The 18,474-nt window shown below is 39.4% G+C and carries 20 protein-coding genes; 18 read left to right on the top strand and 2 right to left on the bottom strand.

Going from position 1 to position 18,474, the window contains the following annotated elements; all coding sequences use genetic code 11:
• The first annotated feature begins 1 nt into the window (after position 1).
• From MTF64_RS13530 to MTF64_RS13515, 4 genes are read left to right on the top strand one after another with little or no spacing between them, the layout of a single operon-like run.
• A complete protein-coding gene (locus tag MTF64_RS13530; protein ID WP_004588542.1) occupies positions 2–622 on the top strand; it encodes a flavin prenyltransferase UbiX in 621 nt (206 codons plus the stop codon).
• Entirely contained in the window at positions 622–1,551 is a 930-nt protein-coding gene (locus tag MTF64_RS13525) for an ABC transporter ATP-binding protein (RefSeq protein ID WP_004588541.1), read from the top strand. Before MTF64_RS13530 ends, MTF64_RS13525 begins: the two co-directional genes overlap by 1 nt.
• Positions 1,552–2,319: an ABC transporter permease gene (locus MTF64_RS13520; RefSeq protein WP_004588540.1), complete on the top strand. Its 768-nt coding sequence runs from the start codon at positions 1,552–1,554 to the stop codon at positions 2,317–2,319.
• The gene (locus MTF64_RS13515; RefSeq protein ID WP_054983169.1) at positions 2,319–2,984 is read left to right on the top strand and encodes an SAM-dependent methyltransferase; all 666 of its coding nucleotides are present in this window, start codon (positions 2,319–2,321) and stop codon (positions 2,982–2,984) included. Before MTF64_RS13520 ends, MTF64_RS13515 begins: the two co-directional genes overlap by 1 nt.
• On the opposite strand, the gene MTF64_RS13510 is transcribed toward MTF64_RS13515, so the two are convergent.
• On the bottom strand, positions 2,981–4,861 hold the full coding sequence (locus tag MTF64_RS13510) for a GGDEF domain-containing protein (RefSeq protein ID WP_248451712.1): 1,881 nt from the start codon (positions 4,859–4,861) through the stop codon (positions 2,981–2,983). The two genes, MTF64_RS13515 and MTF64_RS13510, sit on opposite strands and share 4 nt — an antisense overlap.
• Positions 4,862–5,137: 276 nt before the next feature.
• Between MTF64_RS13510 and panP the strand changes: the two genes are divergently transcribed.
• Positions 5,138–6,766 carry a pyridoxal-dependent aspartate 1-decarboxylase PanP gene (gene panP, locus MTF64_RS13505; protein WP_248451711.1) on the top strand — a complete coding sequence of 543 codons (1,629 nt, stop codon included), beginning with the start codon at positions 5,138–5,140 and terminating at the stop codon, positions 6,764–6,766.
• Between the two features lie 79 nt (positions 6,767–6,845).
• Here the strand turns inward: panP and argE are convergent, their stop codons facing one another.
• Complete coding sequence (gene argE / locus MTF64_RS13500) at positions 6,846–7,997, bottom strand: acetylornithine deacetylase (RefSeq protein ID WP_248451710.1); 1,152 nt, start codon at positions 7,995–7,997, stop codon at positions 6,846–6,848.
• A gap of 218 nt (positions 7,998–8,215) precedes the next feature.
• Here argE and argC point away from each other — a divergent pair, with 218 nt between their 5' ends.
• From argC to MTF64_RS13435, 13 genes are all read left to right on the top strand, one after another.
• Positions 8,216–9,226, top strand: coding sequence for an N-acetyl-gamma-glutamyl-phosphate reductase (gene argC, locus MTF64_RS13495; protein WP_248451709.1), 1,011 nt, complete (start codon positions 8,216–8,218; stop codon positions 9,224–9,226).
• Positions 9,226–9,993 carry an acetylglutamate kinase gene (gene argB / locus MTF64_RS13490; protein WP_248451708.1) on the top strand — a complete coding sequence of 256 codons (768 nt, stop codon included), beginning with the start codon at positions 9,226–9,228 and terminating at the stop codon, positions 9,991–9,993. Before argC ends, argB begins: the two co-directional genes overlap by 1 nt.
• Before the next feature lie 7 nt (positions 9,994–10,000).
• Positions 10,001–10,933 carry an ornithine carbamoyltransferase gene (locus tag MTF64_RS13485; protein WP_024034341.1) on the top strand — a complete coding sequence of 311 codons (933 nt, stop codon included), beginning with the start codon at positions 10,001–10,003 and terminating at the stop codon, positions 10,931–10,933.
• Positions 10,930–12,132: an argininosuccinate synthase gene (locus MTF64_RS13480; RefSeq protein WP_248451707.1), complete on the top strand. Its 1,203-nt coding sequence runs from the start codon at positions 10,930–10,932 to the stop codon at positions 12,130–12,132. The genes MTF64_RS13485 and MTF64_RS13480 overlap by 4 nt, the downstream gene beginning before the upstream one ends.
• A 51-nt stretch (positions 12,133–12,183) precedes the next feature.
• Entirely contained in the window at positions 12,184–14,049 is a 1,866-nt protein-coding gene (gene argH / locus MTF64_RS13475) for an argininosuccinate lyase (RefSeq protein WP_004588531.1), read from the top strand.
• Positions 14,050–14,358: 309 nt separating this feature from the next.
• Positions 14,359–14,553, top strand: coding sequence for a hypothetical protein (locus MTF64_RS13470; protein WP_248451706.1), 195 nt, complete (start codon positions 14,359–14,361; stop codon positions 14,551–14,553).
• Between the two features lie 11 nt (positions 14,554–14,564).
• Positions 14,565–15,089 (top strand): hypothetical protein, encoded by a 525-nt coding sequence (locus MTF64_RS13465; RefSeq protein WP_248451705.1) that lies wholly within the window; start codon positions 14,565–14,567, stop codon positions 15,087–15,089.
• Positions 15,090–15,201: 112 nt separating this feature from the next.
• Positions 15,202–15,633 (top strand): hypothetical protein, encoded by a 432-nt coding sequence (locus MTF64_RS13460; RefSeq protein WP_248451704.1) that lies wholly within the window; start codon positions 15,202–15,204, stop codon positions 15,631–15,633.
• Between the two features lie 204 nt (positions 15,634–15,837).
• Positions 15,838–16,281 carry a hypothetical protein gene (locus tag MTF64_RS13455; protein WP_248451703.1) on the top strand — a complete coding sequence of 148 codons (444 nt, stop codon included), beginning with the start codon at positions 15,838–15,840 and terminating at the stop codon, positions 16,279–16,281.
• Positions 16,281–16,793 carry a hypothetical protein gene (locus tag MTF64_RS13450; RefSeq protein WP_248451702.1) on the top strand — a complete coding sequence of 171 codons (513 nt, stop codon included), beginning with the start codon at positions 16,281–16,283 and terminating at the stop codon, positions 16,791–16,793. The genes MTF64_RS13455 and MTF64_RS13450 overlap by 1 nt, the downstream gene beginning before the upstream one ends.
• Entirely contained in the window at positions 16,786–17,304 is a 519-nt protein-coding gene (locus MTF64_RS13445) for a hypothetical protein (RefSeq protein WP_248451701.1), read from the top strand. The genes MTF64_RS13450 and MTF64_RS13445 overlap by 8 nt, the downstream gene beginning before the upstream one ends.
• Before the next feature lie 88 nt (positions 17,305–17,392).
• Complete coding sequence (locus MTF64_RS13440; protein ID WP_248451700.1) at positions 17,393–17,902, top strand: hypothetical protein; 510 nt, start codon at positions 17,393–17,395, stop codon at positions 17,900–17,902.
• On the top strand, positions 17,895–18,422 hold the full coding sequence (locus MTF64_RS13435) for a hypothetical protein (RefSeq protein ID WP_248451699.1): 528 nt from the start codon (positions 17,895–17,897) through the stop codon (positions 18,420–18,422). The genes MTF64_RS13440 and MTF64_RS13435 overlap by 8 nt, the downstream gene beginning before the upstream one ends.
• Positions 18,423–18,474: the final 52 nt, after the last annotated feature.

Here is an 18,474-nt window from a genome sequence, read left to right as displayed (position 1 = left end):
TGTGCAGTTTAAAGATAAAATTACACTGGCGTTTAGTGGTGCTTCAGGCGCGCCTTACGGTTTAAGATTGCTTGAAGTATTACTCGCGCAGCAATTTCAAGTGTATGTACTTATATCAAGTGCTGCGCGCGTGGTGCTTGATACAGAGTCAAACATTAAACTCTCAGCTAATGAAGACAAAGCAACCGAGCAGTTAAGTGCTTTATTTAATGCCAAGCCAGAGCAGTTAAAAGTATTTGGTAAAGATAACTGGTTTAGCCCTGTAGCTTCAGGCTCTGCGGCGCCTAAAAAAATGGTAGTATGCCCGTGCAGTGCAGGGTCTGTGTCTGCTATTGCACTCGGTGCATCAGATAACCTACTCGAGCGTGCAGCCGATGTAGTTATTAAAGAGCGAGGGCAATTAATTTTAGTGCCACGCGAAACTCCCTTTAGCGAAATTCACCTTGAGAATATGTTAAAGCTTGCGCGTTTAGGGGTCACTATTATGCCCGCTGCGCCTGGTTTTTATCACAAGCCACAACGTATTGAAGACTTAGTTGATTTTATGGTGGCGCGAATTTTAGATCATTTAAACATTGAACATAACCTAACTAAACGTTGGGGTTATGGTGAGGGTAAATAATGAATAAGCAAAATGTTGCTTTAAATATAGAAGGCCTGACCAAGGTTTATAAAAACGGTGTAGAGGCCGTGAAAGGTGTTGATTTACAAGTTTTTGAAGGCGACTTTTTTGCCTTACTTGGCCCAAATGGTGCCGGTAAGTCGACCACTATTGGTGTTATATCGTCCTTGGTAAATAAAACACAAGGTAAGGTGGAAGTGTTTGGTCACAACATCGATACCGACCTTGAAGCTGCTAAAGCGCATTTAGGCCTTGTGCCACAAGAGTTTAACTTTAGTCAGTTTGAAACGCTTGGCCAAATATTGGTAAATCAAGCAGGCTACTACGGTGTTACCCGAGCAGAAGCGCATAAGCGTGCCGATAAATATTTAACTCAGCTTGGCTTATTAGAAAAAAAAGACAAGCAAGCACGTACGCTTTCTGGGGGTATGAAACGCCGTTTAATGATTGCCCGCGCATTAATGCATGAGCCAAAGCTACTAATATTAGATGAACCCACAGCAGGGGTTGATATAGAGCTGCGCCGATCAATGTGGGATTTTTTACGCCAAATTAATGAGCAAGGCGTAACGATTATTTTAACCACGCATTACCTTGAAGAAGCTGAGCTTTTATGTAAAAACATCGCCATTATTGATACTGGACGTATTGTTGAAAACACCACTATAAAAGCGTTACTAGCTAAGCTTGATAAAGAAACCTTTGTGCTTGATTTAAAACAGCCAGCACAGCCAGTCACCCTTGAGGGGTACTCGTTTAGCATGCCTGATGAACACACCATAGAAGTTGAAGTGGCTAAATCTCAAGGCTTAAATGCAGTTTTCAGCGCGCTAACCGAGCAAGGTAACACTGTTTTGAGTATGCGTAATAAAGCAAACAGATTAGAAGAGTTATTTGTAGGATTACTAGAGCAAGGGCGGGGCGAATAAATGTTTAAATATGGCGTAGCCTTAAAGAGTTTATGGATTAAAGAGTGTATTCGTTTTTTACGTATTTGGGTGCAAACCTTAGTACCGCCGGCGATTACGATGAGTTTATACTTTGTTATTTTTGGTAATTTAATTGGCTCACGTATTGGTGAAATGGGTGGTTTTAGCTACATGGAATTTATTGTTCCGGGGCTAATAATGATGTCGGTTATTACCAACTCATATTCTAATGTTGCTTCTAGTTTTTATTCAACCAAGTTTCAAAAAAGCATTGAAGAGCTACTGGTTGCGCCTGTGCCTAATTACATAATTGTACTTGGTTATATGGGTGGCGGTATGACCCGCGGCATGATGGTGGGCTTTATTGTTACCTGTGTATCGCTGTTGTTTGTGGATATTCAAATACACAATATATTTGTAATTATGGCGACGGTAATTTTAACCTCAGCGGTGTTTGCACTAGGTGGTTTAATTAACGCTATTTACGCCAATAGTTTTGACGATATTAGTATTATCCCAACCTTTATTTTAACGCCACTAACATACTTAGGCGGCGTATTTTATTCAATTACGCTACTGCCAGAGTTTTGGCAAAATGTATCGCAAATAAACCCAATTATTTATATGGTTAATGCGTTTCGTTATGGCTTTTTAGGCGTGTCGGATGTTGATTTAAGTGTCGCACTTGGCGTTATATTAGTATTTATTACGGTGCTATTTACTTTAGCGCTAACGTTAATTAAAAAAGGTGTGGGGCTTAGACATTAATGAGCGATGCAAATTCACGCAGTATTGTATCTAATCAGGCGGGTATACACGAAAAGCTTGATGAAATCGTTAACAAGCATTTAAACGCAGAGTTTAAAAAGCCTATTGCTGAGCACACTCAACAAGCGTTTGATGAAGTCAATGAGCAGGTTCAAGCTTTTAATGGACCGCTTATTATAGACTCATGTTGTGGAGTAGGGGAGAGCTCGGCTAATTTAGCTAAGCGCCACCCAGATGCATTAATTATTGGTATTGATAAATCGTCACACCGCTTAGATAAGCACGATGTTGAATATAAACAAACAGACAGCGGCCAGTACATTTTGGTACAAGCTGACTTAAACGACTTTTGGCGTTTAGCTGTGGCTGCTAATTGGCAGCCTACTCATCATTATTTGCTTTATCCTAACCCATGGCCTAAATCTAAGCATATCCAGCGTAGGTGGCACGGCGCGGCTATTTTTCCGTTTATTGTTAAGCTAGGCGGTCGCTTAGAGGTGCGCAGTAACTGGGATATTTATGTAAAAGAGTTTGCCAGAGCGCTTGAACTAACGGGTCATCCTTGTGAGGTAACGCTGTATGAGTCAAACGAAGCGATTACTCCGTTTGAGCGTAAATACTGGGCCAGCGGCCAACAAAGCCATCGTTTAGTGATAGATCTTTAAACGGCCACTTCCTCTTGGCTAGATGAGTTAACATGTGGCGCTGGGTAAGCAAAGTAATTGCCTTGCATCAGTGCCACATTTACATTTTTAAGCGCATTTTCAATACTTACATTTTCTACCGATTCTGCCATGAGCGTTAAACCAAGTTGCTTTGCAGCATGAACTGTATGCGTAATAAATAAGGCTATATTTTCATCACTTACTGCTTGTTTTACTAATGCGCCGTCGAGTTTTATACCGTTTACTTCAAGCTTTAGCGCATTCGAAATATTTGAATAACCACTACCAAAACCAGTAATAATGACATTCACCCCTTTGGTTTTTACCATAGAAATAAACGTTTTAACCTCTAAAAAATTAGTAATAGCGTGTGACTCTAAAAGGCCAAGCGTTATGTTTTCTGGGTGCGGGTAGCGCTTAAGCTCGTTAGCAATGTATTCACTCAAACTAGGGTCGAGTATATCTTTATCGCTGATATTTAAGCTCCAGCATATATCTGTTTTTCTAAACCGCTCTATACATTGGCTAAATAGCGTGCGCGTTAATAGTCCGCCCATTCTTGAGCGGCTCACTACATTTAAAAATGAGTCGGGTTTTAAAATTTCGCCATTTTTAGTTACCATTCTGGCTAAGCATTCGTAATGTACTACTTCATTATTAGTGGTGTGAAACATAGCCTGAAAATAAGGCACTATGCGGTTGTTATCAAATGCTTCTTGAACCTCTTTGGCAAGGCTTACATTGTATTGATATTGGTTTTTTACATCGCTCATTACTTTTGAGTAGCTAACAACCTTACCGCGGCCATGTTTAGCCTGAAGCGTTGCAATGTGCGCGTTTTCAATCAGTAGTGATTTATTACCACTGGCGATACCTGCGCAGTAAGTTATATAAATAAATGGGTTTGTTAATACCGGGCTGTTTGCGTTATACGACTCAACTAAATCGCTCAGTTCGCTGCTTTTAAAGCTTTTAGGGGTAAGAACGGCAATTTTATTGGTAGCAAGGCGATACACCTTACAGCTTTGCGGGATGCGACTTTGATAATGACTGAGCAAGTTTTTCATTACGTTGTCGCCAACTTGAGTGCCATAAAAGCTATTAATATCTTCAATTTCGTTCACCCAAATAATGGCAATCTGCATGTGGTGTGAATTACTCTTTTTGATAAAGTACTCAAGCGCAATATGATTGGCAAAGCCCGTACTGGCATCTGTTGCTAGGGTGCGCTTTAACAAATATATATAAATAGCTGCAACCAGTACCGCAATAAAAAAGAAAAAACACGCCGTTATTATGGCTTTAGTGACGCTGTATTGAAGCTTTTTATTTAAATCATCTAAGGTTATGTCGGCACCCGTAATGTAGGTAGTACCATATTTATCTACAAAGGGAATAAAAACAGTTTTAAAATCACCCCATTGGTCGCTAGATTGCTCAAAAACAGGCTCGGTAGAATAAAACGCGCCCCTGTTAATGTCGGTGGCCTCTGGGTATAAATCAAGAAATTGCGTAACCCGCGCATTTTCTTGATCGTCTTTAGTGTAGCTGGATGAGGTAAAGTAAACTTTGTTATCGCGCATGATCATCGAATAGACGTAAGCTATATCAAGCGCTTGTGCAAGCTCTGAGAGTTGTTTGCTTTTAGTTTGGTAAACCGAAAAACCAATATCGTAACCTTGGCTAATTCTATCGTGGTAACTTTGCCCTAAAATATGTTTTACGCTGGTGGCGGCATTTAGAAGGCGCTCATCGACAGCGTGCATAATTTCGCTACGCGCTGAGCTATAGGTGTAATAAACATAGACTAATAAACTGACCAAAAACAATGTAAAGCCAGCTATAAACCACTTCCCTTTTAATTTCCCTGTGAGCATACTTGTCCCTTATTGTTACACATATTAAGTATACGCATAAATGCAATTTGCCCAAAACTAAAATGTGACTTTTTAATAAAATCCTATTATTGAAATTTTTTTACAATATTTGTCATCCGTTTAGTCGCTTTTATGGCTTAAAGGGAGACATTTTACTTATATTGCAGTAAAGTTAGCGCAATTTTTAAAAGAAGCACGCTGCTTATAATAGCGCCATAGTTTGGCATTTTTAACTGTTAAACGCGTGTTTTAGCTACACACACACTAGGTATAAAGATGGATCAAAAGCGTTGTGCCGTCGCCTCTAAAGAAAGCCTTAAGCGTATATTTACTGTACCTGAAGCGCCAGACTCAACTTTAAGCAAAATTGAGCTTGAAATTTCGAGTAATTTAGCAGGGTTTTTAAACGAAAATATAGCGGCAATTGAAAAACCATTACACGAAATTGAAAAAGATTTTCAGGCTGCGGTGATCCCAGAAAACCCAACGTTTGTATCTGCTTACGCCCAAGATATTATGGAGCAGCTAGTTGCCCATTCGGTACACACGGCTGCGCCTAGCTTTATTGGGCATATGACATCGGCTCTTCCGCATTTTTTACTACCGCTTTCAAAATTGATGGTGGGGCTTAATCAAAACCTAGTAAAAATAGAAACCTCAAAAGCATTTACGCCCCTAGAGCGCCAAGTACTAGGCATGATGCATCATTTAGCTTACTCGCAAGATGAGTCGTTTTATTCTAAATGGATGCACAGTGCTAAAACATCACTCGGTGCTTTTTGTTCTGGTGGTACAGTTGCAAACATAACGGCATTGTGGATTGCGCGTAACCGCTTATTAAAACCCGACGGCAGCTTTAAAGGCATTGCCGCTCAAGGGCTCGTTGCCGGTATGCTGCATTATGGCTATAAAGGGCTGGCCGTTTTAGTGTCGGAGCGAGGGCATTATTCTTTAGGTAAATCAATTGATTTACTAGGCATCGGCCGTGAAAATTTAATTGGTGTAAAAACCTGCGAAAATAACAAGGTTGATGTGAATGCCATGCGCGAAAAAGCTTTAGAGCTTGAATCGCAAGGCATAAAAGTTATGGCGATTGTTGGGGTTGCTGGCACAACCGAGACCGGTAATATCGACCCTCTTGATGATATGGCCGATTTAGCGCAGCAAATAAAATGCCATTTTCACGTTGATGCAGCGTGGGGTGGGGCAACGCTTTTATCGCAAACGCATCGCCCATTATTAAAAGGAGTTGAGCGCGCAGATTCAATTACCATTGATGCACACAAACAAATGTATGTGCCAATGGGCGCAGGCTTGGTGTTATTTAAAGACCCAACTGCTACGGATGCAATAGAGCACCATGCAGAGTACATATTACGTAAAGGTTCAAAAGATTTAGGAAGCCATACACTTGAAGGCAGCCGCCCAGGTATGGCTATGTTAGTACATGCTTGTTTACGCGTTATTGGCCGCAAGGGCTACGAAATGCTTATTGATCGTAGTATCAAAAAAGCACATTACTTTGCTGATTTAATTAAAGCCGATGAAGACTTTGAGCTGATTTCAGAGCCTGAGCTGTGTTTGCTTACATACCGCTATGTGCCTAAACAAATTAAACAAGCCATAGCCCAAGCAGATGCCGCAACACGGTTAGAAATTTTCGCGTCGCTCAATCGCTTTACTGCCAGTATGCAAAAACGCCAACGTGAATCAGGACGCTCGTTTGTATCGCGTACTCGCTTAACCCCTTCAAAGTACGATAATCAGCCGACAGTGGTATTTAGAGTGGTATTGGCTAATCCGCTCACATCGGGAGTTATATTAAAAGAGATTTTAGCTGAGCAAAAAGAGCTTGCTAAAACAGACCCTGTATTTAAAAAGTACTTAAGTAAGTATATGCAGTAACGCCTAGGTATAAACTAAAACAAAGGCGCCAATGGGCGCCTTTGTTATTTTTGCTGTGAGTTTTAATACAGTCTTCTTTTTAAGCGTTAAAGCAGTTTGCCCTAATAATGTCAGTTATAATTTTTTGCGATGGGTTTATTTTCTCCATTGCTAAAAATTCATCAGGTTGGTGAGCTTGATTAATTGAGCCTGGCCCCATGACTATTGTTTCACAGCCAAGTTGCTGAATAAACGGAGCCTCTGTGCAATAATTTACTGCAACGGCTTTTTCTCCTGCAATTTTTTCTGCCATTTTAACGAGTGCGCTATCAGTGCTGCCACTAAAAGCTGGAATGGGCTCGTGTAAATCAATTACGCTCACTGCGCTTGGGTATTGCGTGTTTATATCGCTGGTGGCATCAATAAGTAAGGCTTGTAAGTCTTTAATGCTTAACCCTGGGAGCGGGCGCATGTCTATATGCATTTCGCAGCAGCCACAAATTCGATTTGCGTTGTCGCCACCATGAATATTACCTAAATTTAAGGTAGGGTAAGGTATTTCAAAATGTTCAACTGAATATTTATTCTTTAACTGCTCTTTTAAGATCAGCAACTTTGTAATCACTTTATGCATGACTTCGATGGCGTTAAGACCACGTTCGGGATCGGAGCTATGACCTGAGCGGCCAATCACTCTTATAGCCGTGCTCATATGTCCTTTGTGAGTAAATACAGGAGTCATATCAGTAGGTTCACCAATAATACAACGCGCAGGTTTTAAATTAGGGTGCTTACAAATCTGCTGCGCTCCCGCCATGGTGGTTTCTTCATCGGCAGTGGCGAGTATTAAAATAGGTTGTGTTTGCTGTTTTATATCAAGCTCACTAATAGCTTGTAATACAAAAGCAAAAAAGCCTTTCATATCAATACTACCTAACCCATATAAGTTATTGTTATGTTCAGTGAGTTTAAACGGGTCGTGGTTCCAGCGGCTATCGTCAAACGGTACGGTGTCTGTATGGCCTGCAAGCATTAAGCCGCCATCGCCTTGCCCCCGCTTTGCAAGTAGATTGTATCGGCCTTTCCCACCTTCTAACTCTATAATTTCGCAAGTAAAACCTAAACTTTCGCACCAACGTGCTAGCAACTCTATTACCCCTTTATTACTCATACAAAGTTCATCTTCTATTGCACTAATAGAGGGGGCTGCAATGAGTTGTTGGTACATAGAGATAAATGACGGCACAGACATAAAAAAATCCAAAATAATTATTCAATTTAATTGCATAACAATATAAAAGTATTTATGATGAATATCAATTCACTTTTTAAGCATAAATATATTAAGTATAGCCATGAAGATAATGCGACGATAATCAACAATTCATTGAGAAAAGTATTAGCTAGCATCTAAGCTAGTGTAAGCGAACACCACACCTATTTAGTAGTAAATTTATAAACGAGTAAAAAATGAATGTAGCGATTATTGGCGCAAGCGGTTATAGCGGCGCAGAATTAGCAAGCTTAGTTGCTAAGCACCCTAATTTAACGTTATCGGGCTGTTATGTCTCTGAGGGAAGTTTAGATAAACATAAATTATTAAGTGATTTATACCCAGAGCACAGAAATCTTCTTGATATACCTCTACTACCACTGAGCGAATCAGCGTTTGATGACATAAATTCGAGTGCCGATTACATCTGCTTATGTACTGATCACAAAGTAAGTGTTGATTTAGCCCCGCAGTTTTTAGCTATGGGTAAAAAAGTATTTGACCTATCAGGTGGTTACCGCCTTGCTAGCAACGACGACTATGTTACTTACTATGGTTTTGAGCACCAACATCCTGAGTTATTAAACGAAGCAGCCTACGGGTTAGCTGAATGGAATAGCAGTGCAATTGCCAATGCAAATCTTGTGGCAGTAGCCGGCTGTTACCCAACCGCTGCGCTTAATGCGTTAAAGCCGTTGCAACAGGCAGGCTTGTTGAGTGATGAAAAAGTGATTATTAATGCTGTTTCAGGTGTTACTGGCGCAGGGCGTAAAGCCAGCGTAGGTACTCATTTTTGTGAAGTATCGCTTGCCCCATATGGTTTATTTAACCATCGTCATGGGCCTGAAATTGAACAACACCTTGGCCACAAGGTGTTATTTACACCGCACTTAGGTAATTTTCCGCGTGGAATTTTAGAAACTATTTATGTACAGCTTAAGCCAGGCGTTACCAAGGAAAACGTATCTGATGCTTATCAAGTACTTAAGAACGAGCCGTTGATTCGTTTGTTAGCTGATAAAGTGCCATCTATTAAAAGCGTGGTAAAACAACCGTATGTTGATATTGGTTGGCAGCAGCAAGGCTCTCAACTGATTGTTATGGCAGCGATAGATAATCTATTAAAAGGCGCTGCGGGCCAAGCCTTGCAATGTATTAACTTATCGATGAATTTAGATCACACCACTGGCTTAGAAGGAGCCTTTTAATGAGCACTAAAACGTGGGTAATTAAATTAGGTGGTGCTGTACTTAATACTGAAAACGCGGCAAAAGCTTTGTTTGATGTATTAAGCGCTGATCAAAATAATCAGTTTGTTATTGTTCATGGTGGTGGCTCGTTAGTTGACACTTGGCTAAAACAAGCAGGCTTTGCTAGTGCAAAGCACCAAGGACTGCGTATTAGCCCAAGTGAGCAAATGCCTTACATAGTGGGGGCGTTGGCTGGCTGTGCAAATAAGCAGTTGATAAGCCAAGCTATTAATGCAGGCCATAAACCTGTTGGCCTTTGTTTGTATGAAGCCGGAGTTATGGCGTCTCAAAAGCTAAAAGCGCTTGGGCAAGTAGGTAAGTGCGAAAGTAATGATGATTCAATTGTTAACGATTTACTTAAGCTTGGTAGGTTACCTATCGTGAGCTCTATTGGGTTTGATGAGCAAGGTAACTGGTATAACGTTAATGCTGATGAAGCTGCCGCAGCGATTGCTAGCAACTTAAATGCAGAACTTATTTTTATGACAGATGTAGAAGCGGTACTTGATGCAAACAAGCAGCCGTTACATCAACTTGACACAAAACACATTGATACTTTAATTGATGAAGGGGTAATTTTGGGCGGAATGGAGGTCAAAGTTAAGACCAGCCTGCACGCTGCCCAACATTTACGACGCGGTGTGTATATTTCCAGCTGGCAAAAGCCAGACAATTTAACTGCTTTGCTACAGGGCGAGCATGTCGGAACAAAAATTACACCATAGGGTTATCATGTTAGAGAATTTTTTAACGGGTCTAGAATTAGACCAACAAGGCGCACTAAATTTACTAAAACTAGCGCGTGATTTAAAAGCAAAGCCAGAAAAGTACAGCCAAGTATTAGCGGGTAAGTCAATTGTTACCTTATTTGAAAAGCAAAGTTTACGTACGCGTTTATCGTTTGATATTGGAATTAACCGTTTAGGCGGCCACGCTGTGTATTTAGATCAGCAAAACGGCGCTATGGGTGCACGTGAATCTGTAAAAGACTTTGCACTTAATATTTCTACGTGGGCTGATGGAATTGTAGCGCGCGTAAACCAGCACAGCACGTTAACCACCTTAGGTGAATACTCTAGTGTACCTGTCGTTAATAGCTTGTGTGATTTATATCACCCGTGCCAGGCATTGGCTGACTTTTTAACGCTACAAGAAGTACACGGCGATGTAAGCGAGCTAAAAGTGGCTTACTTAGGTGAAGGTAACAACGTTACTCATTCACTTATGTTATTAGCGGCAACGCTAGGTACTGATTTTGTTGCTGTTACACCAAAAGGCAGCTCGCCTGATTCGCAAATTCTTAAAAAGGCTGAGCAAATTGCTGCAATGAATGGCGCATCAGTAATGGTAAGCGACCGTGTAGAAGCCGCTGTAGGCGCTAATGTTGTATATGCAGATACGTGGGTGTCTATGGGCGATGATACGCCTCTTGAGCAAGTTAAAGAAAAATATATGCCATATCAGCTAAACCAAGCATTGCTAGAACAAACAGGTGCAACTACGGTATTACATTGCCAACCGGCACACCGTGAGTTTGAAATTACCTCTGAGGTAATGGATGGCCCAGCATCAAAAATTATTCAACAAGCAGAAAATCGTATGCATGCGCAAAATGCTCTGCTAGTTACATTACTAAATCCAAATTTTGTTAAGGAACACCTATGAGTTCAATTAAAAAAGTCGTTTTAGCCTATTCAGGTGGTCTTGATACTTCAGCTATCGTGCCATGGTTAAAAGAAAACTACGGTTGTGAAGTAATTGCCTTTGTTGCCGATGTAGGCCAAGGCGCTGAAGAGCTAGAAGGCGTTGAAGAAAAAGCCATCGCATCAGGCGCATCTGAGTGTTACGTAGTTGACTTAAAAGATGAAATGGTAAGTGAGTACATTTACCCAACGCTTAAAACGGGTTCTATTTACGAAGGTACTTATTTATTAGGTACGTCTATGGCGCGCCCTATTATTGCTAAAGCGCAAGTTGAAATTGCACGTAAAGTAGGTGCCGATGCACTTTCGCATGGTTGTACTGGTAAAGGTAACGACCAAGTACGTTTTGAATCATGTTTTGCAGCACTTGCACCCGATTTAAAAGTAATTGCACCATGGCGCGAGTGGGATTTATCAAGCCGTGAATCATTATTAGATTACTTGGCTGAGCGTGATATTCTGTGTTCTGCTTCAGCAACAAAAATATACAGCCGTGATGCTAACGCATGGCATATTTCGCACGAAGGCGGCGAGCTTGAAGATCCATGGTGTGAGCCTAGTGACCAAGTTTGGACCTGGACTAACTCACCAGAGCAAGCACCCGATAAAGCTGAGCATGTAACGCTTACGGTTATTGAGGGTGAAGTGGTTGCCGTAAATGGCGAGCAGCTTAAGCCTTACGACTGTTTAGTTAAATTAAACGACATTGCTGCGCCACATGGTGTTGGCCGTGTAGATATTGTAGAAAACCGTTTAGTAGGCATGAAATCGCGCGGCTGTTACGAAACTCCTGGTGGCACCGTTATTATGGCGGCACTGCAAGCCATTGACGAGCTAGTACTTGATAAATCAAGCCGTAAGTGGAAAGAAGTACTGGGCGGTGAGTTTTCGCATTTAGTCTATGACGGTCGTTGGTTTACACCTCTTAAAGATTCTATTTTAGCGGGCGCAGAAGCGCTTTCTACACTAGCAACGGGTGAAGTTGTACTTAAGCTTTACAAAGGGCAAGTGACAGCTGTTCAGAAAAAATCACCTAATAGCTTATACAGCGAAGACTTTGCTACATTTGGTGAAGACGACGTATATGACCAGTCACATGCTGAAGGCTTTATTCGTTTATTCTCGCTTTCGAGCAGAATTTCAGCAATGGCTAAAAAGTAAATTATTTATAGCCCCTTGTATAAGGGGCATTACAGGGTTTGGAGAGATTTCATGGCATTATGGGGCGGACGTTTTTCTACGGGTCCAGATGAGGCGTTTAAACAATTTAACGACTCACTTCCGTTCGATTATCAGTTAGCAGAGCAAGACATTATTGGCTCTGTGGCATGGGCAGGTGCGCTTGAGCAAGTAAATGTACTTACAAGCGATGAGCACACTAAGTTGGTTGCAGCACTAAATGAACTGCTTGAAGAAGTAAAAGCAGATCCACAAGCAGTGGCAACCTCAGGTGCAGAAGACATTCACTCGCACGTAGAAGCTGCACTAATCGAAAAAGTAGGTGATTTAGCTAAAAAGCTACACACAGGCCGAAGCCGTAATGACCAAGTAGCCACTGACTTTAGATTATGGTGCCGCGATACTGCTGATCATTTACTCGGTGCAATTGCTGCACTAAAAGCTGAGTTTGTGGCGTTAGCTGAGCGCGAACTGGGCACTATATTGCCAGGCTACACTCACTTACAACGTGCTCAACCTGTACTGTTTAGCCATTGGTGTATGGCTTATGTAGAGATGCTAGAGCGTGATGAAAGCCGCTTGCAAGATGCCAAAGCGCGTTTTAATTTTTGCCCTCTAGGCAGTGGCGCACTAGCAGGTACTGCCTACCCAATTGATCGCCAAGCTTTGGCGCAAGGCCTAGGCTTTACTGGCGCAACTAAAAACAGCCTTGATGGCGTATCTGACCGTGATTTTGTAGTAGAGCTTTTAAGCTGTGCTTCTATTTCTATGATTCATTTATCGCGTATGGCTGAAGATTTAATATTTTATAATTCTGGTGAAGCCGGATTTATAGAGCTTGCTGATAATGTTACCTCTGGCTCATCGTTAATGCCGCAGAAAAAGAACCCTGATGCACTAGAGCTTATTCGTGGTAAAACTGGCCGTGTATTTGGTGCGTTTAGTGCCATGATGATGACCTTAAAAGCACTCCCTCTTGCGTACAATAAAGATATGCAAGAAGACAAAGAAGGTCTTTTTGACGCTATGCCAACTTGGCTTGCCTGTATTCACATGGCGCAAGCGTGTATTAAAGGCGTAAAAGTAAACGGCGATAAAACGCTTGCAGCAGCAAAAGGCGGCCATGCTAATGCGACAGAGCTTGCAGACTACTTAGTAGCTAAAGGTGTGCCATTTAGAGAAGGCCACCACATTGTGGGTGTACTTGTGCAGCTTGCTATAAGTGAAGGTAAAACTCTTGAAGAGCTTTCGCTTGAGCAGTACAAATCGGTTAATGACGTATTTGAAGATGACGTTTACCCAGTACTTGAAATAGATGCCTGTATTAAAGCACGTCAAGCGCTTGGCGGTACATCTATTGAACAAGTTACTAAAGCGGTTAAAGAAGCCAAAAAAAAACAGCAAATAACGGTTCGTGATGCAAATTTAGATGATGTTGAAGATATTGCTAGGCTGATACAGCACTGGGCCACTGTAGGTGAAAACTTGCCGCGTGCTAAAAGCGACATGGTGCATTCAATTAACGAATTTGCAGTAACGGAAATAGACGGCAAAGTGTCGGGATGTGCATCGTTATACATTTACGACACGGGGCTTGCTGAAATACGCTCTTTAGGCATTGATCCACAAAGCGCGGTAACTGGGCAGGGTAGGCAGCTTGTAGAGCACTTATTAGCAAAAGCCAAAAAATTGGCGCTTAATCGCGTTATTGTACTAACCCGCGTGCCGGATTTTTTTGAACAGCAACGTTTTACTTTTTGTAGTAAAGAATCGTTACCAGAGAAGGTAATGAAAGATTGCGAACTTTGCCTTCGTAAAGAAAATTGTGACGAAGTAGCAATGGAATATATTTTAAAGCCAAGTACACGTGCGGAGATCCCGTGTAAATACGTGGCTTAAATTCCCTGGATATAAAAAACGTACGGTTACCCCTGTACGTTTTTTTATGTGTATAATAAACTGGTCAGATGAGTTCGGGTGCGAGTTTTTACTTTAGTAGCAAGGGTTAACTTAAAGCTTAGTGTAAATAAAATACCTTGTTAGCATATATTATGGGTATGTCAAAAAATCTTGGCACGCTGGTTGCTTTGTATAAGTCAGATAGCAAAATAGCTATCACTGCTTAAAACAGGTAATGCAATTACCTACATGATGGTGTGATTAAAAGTTGCGCCAAATAATATTAAAACTTATACAAGGATCAATCACATGCAAGTTTCAGCTAATAGCCAATTACAAATGCAAGCATACAATAAAACACAACAATTACAGCCTGCAGCGGAACAAATTGCTAGCCCTAAAACCCTACAATCTGATACAGTAAGTTTCTCTCAAGAGGCGATGAGTGCTGCCAGTGCTGATTTACAGCGTGGTGGGATTATAGTTCCAATTAGACCTAAATAATAAGGTAATGAATGTTTTTAACTGAGTTTTTTGGCTTTTTTTCCTTATCAGCATTTACGATGTGGGGGTTCTTAATGGCCTTCTTATTCAATGTATTTGTTTATTCAATTGGGGTAAAGAGAAAAACTACTCTATTACTCAGTTCAGCAATTATGATGGTATCTTACACAGCTTCAGATTATTTTTTTAATTGGTTTTCGCTTAAAAGTACTGTCTATCTTGATTGGGCTTTATACGACTATGCGACAGTAGGCGCTTTATTATTGGCGTATAAAGCTTCTAAAAATAGTACACCCTCTTTTCTCTACCTTATAACAGGCCTTATTTTAAACTCTATTTTCAGTTTGTTAATTTACTGTGATATTTATATTTACCAAACTAAAGAGCCATGGTTTTTGTGGGATTTTTATACCTTTTCTGTGAATATAATAGATTTCACCATGATCGTTGCTCTAATTGTAGATCGAGACTTTCTTGGCATTCATAAACTTAAGACATTCACAAGCCAGCTTTTTATGAAAAGTTCAAAGCTTTAATAAGCTAATAAAATTTAAATTTAAAAGCTTCACACCATTGGGTATATTTATCTTAATCTCTAACTTCGATTTCGCTTATATATTAAGCGCTATTGTGCAGTGGGGGTTTCTCATGGCCTTTTTGTACTCATTCGTATCCTCTATTAATAATCCCTTTAAAGGCTTTGTTGTACTTTCGAGTATTATGGCGATAGGTTATTTGCCTTGGATATTCACAAACTTTCAAACGGTTACTTATTTAGATTTTGCCCTTTTAGATATCGCTATTTTAGTTGCTGTGTATGTAACTCAGCGTTATTTTATTAAAGAGAAAACGACAGCTTATGTCTACTTAATCATCGGCCTTAGCGTTAACACCTTTTTAGCCCTATGCATGTATCTAGATACCAATATTCTATATAATTACACCTACTGGTGGTTTTGGCGCTTTTATTCATCGGCTGTTATGTTTTCTGATTTGTGTATGATCGCCGTACTAATTATCAATAGAGACTTTTTAGGCTTAATTAAGCTTAAAAGGTGGCTTTTGCAGCTAGCATTTTAAAGACGAAGTATCGATACGTTTATGGTAATGAAAGTTATAGTTTGGATAAGTAAAATACTAAGCTAGGTGCTCAGTTAATGGTGTTGTTTATTATTTTTGAGGTGCTTATTATTAGCGTTTACTTTTAAGATGGATATCATCTCTTTTTTATTAGATGTGAGAATTGCCCATATAATCGGTGTGGTATTGCAATGGGGGTTCCTCATGGCATTTTTATTTTCTTTAGTCTCATCTATCAATTCACGCTTTAAAGCGTTAATTATACTTTCATCGATTATGGCTATTTCGTATTTTCCAGGTGTTTTGTTCAATTACCAAACCATTACTTACCTTGATCTCGCTATTTTAGATGCTATCACCATTGTGGTTTTAATTATTGCCCAATACTTTTATATTAAAGAGAAAACAGTTGCATTTATGTATCTTATGCTTGGGCTGAGTATCAACATGTGCTTTGCTTTAGGTATGTATTTAGACTCTTATATTTTACATAATTACACCTATTGGTGGTTTTGGGGATTGTATTCATCAGTGGTGGCCATTTCTGATCTGAGTATGATTTTAGTGCTGTTTATTAATAAAGATTTTTTAAAAATTATTTATTTAAAAAACCTTATTTACTCGTTATTTGCTAAGAAACCGCAATAGTGGATAATGTTCTAATCCCTCCTGAAGTGTCAGTTTATATCGGTGCGTTAGTGCAGTGGGGGTTTTTAATGGCCTTTTTATATTCACTAACAACTAGCATTAACAATCCATCAAAACAGGCAGTATGGCTATCTTTAGTTATGGTAGTTTCTTACTGCTTAAGTACAGTTATAGATATTTACAACATTAGTTACATAGAACTGTTTTGCTATGATGTAGGCACTTTATTTTTTATTTTATTTCTGCGGTATTTCCTACCTGAAAAGCGCATATCTACTTACTTATTATTTGGCTTGAGCATCAATTCGTTATTATTTTTAGCTATGCACATAGATGTGTTTGTACGTGGTAATTACGAACCGTGGTGGTTTTGGTCTTTTTATACGGTTGTTATTAATATTATGGATATCATCATGGTTAGTATTTTTTTCGTTAAAAAGGATTTTTTAATGTTAGTGCATGCTACTGATAAGTTGGTGAACGGTGTTATGAGATTGAAGCAAAGTGGTTGATGTTCTTTGGGGACTGGTCGATTTAGGATACAACGTAGGTATTTTGTTTACGTGGTTTTTTCTTATTGCCTTTTTGTATAACTTATCGGCAAGTATTAATAAGCCAGATAAGAGCAGGGCACAACTTTCATTTATTATGATGGTATCCTACATAGCTAGTTTGTTTATGGATCCAATTATAGAAACACCGCACTTAAATTATTTTTATTATGATGCTGTAACTATCTTGGTTTTACTTCTGTGGCGTAATTTCACCAAACAAACTATACCTACGCCCTTTTATTATTTAATTGTAGGGCTGAGCTTTAATGCCTGTTTATTTTTAGGTATGCATTACGACATTGTTATACAAGGTACACTTTACTATTGGTGGTTTTGGGCGGTATATATTTTTGGGATGTATTTTAGCGATTTCACAATGGCAATTGTACTAATTATAAACAGAGATATTTTAGGTTTACTTCGGCTTAGGAGATATTTGAGATTATTTATAGAAAGGCTGAGGGAGTGAGTTAATTTAATTATTGTCTTATGGTATTTCCTACGCCTCAAAAGTGTAGATAGCGGTACAATTTTTACTTTTCAGGCGTTAAGGTTTCATGATTGATTTAATATTAAATACCAATATAACCTTCTATATAGGTGCATTTGTACAGTGGGGCTTTTTAATGGCTTTTTTGTACTCACTGGTCAGCTCAATAAATAACGCTGATAAGAGCAAAGTTTGGTTAACATCAATCATGGCACTTTCATATTCATCTAGCTTATTTATTGATATGGACTCCATAACCTACTTTGATTTTTTCTTATTTGATGCTGCAACACTAGCCTCAATTGCTTTATGTGGTTTTTTTATAAAAAGTTGCACCTTGTACATTTATTTACTTATTGGGTTAAGTATTAATACTTCTTTATTTTTTGCGATGTACATAGACAACGATATTATGCATCACTATGAGTACTGGTGGTTTTGGGATATTTACTTTGTAGGTGTTAATTTTAGCGATTTACTAATGATTACAGTAAGCCTTTTAAATAAAGATATTTTAGGTTTAGCAAAGTTAAGTAATTATTTAACAACAAAATTTAAGCCCTCACGATATGCATAGCCTGTTATGGGCGATGGCTGATCTTTATGATTACATAACCATTTTAATTACATGGCTGTTTGTTTTTGCATTTTTATATTGCTTATCTACAAGCATAAATAAGTCAGATAAAAGTTTAGCCAAAATATCATTTATTATGATGGCTTCATATACATCAAGTATGGTTATGGACCCGCAAACAGCCACACCTCACTTAAAACTGTTCTTATTTGATGCAGTTACCATAATCGCTTTGATGATATGGATGATTTTTTTATCGAAAGCTAAACCGATCGCTTTTTATTATTTAATCGTGGGGCTTAGTTTTAATGCGTTTGTATTTTACGGTATGCATTACGATAGTATCGTTCTTGGTAATATAGAGTATTGGTGGTTTTGGGGGCTTTATGGTATTGGGCAGCTTACAAGTGACTTAGTAATGGCATTGGTTTTATTTATAAACAAAGATATTTTAGGCTTGGTAAAGCTTAAGCGCGCTTTATTTAACCGCAATGAATTACAAGCTATGGCTAAAAAGTAGTTAGGTATAAAGTAGTTAGGTATATTAGCGCACCAAAGTGCGCTAATTGTGT

The sequence above is a fragment of the Pseudoalteromonas sp. 2CM41L genome (assembly GCF_023161905.1).
Taxonomy (GTDB): domain Bacteria; phylum Pseudomonadota; class Gammaproteobacteria; order Enterobacterales; family Alteromonadaceae; genus Pseudoalteromonas; species Pseudoalteromonas atlantica.
This window is presented reverse-complemented; position numbering and strand designations above follow the sequence as displayed.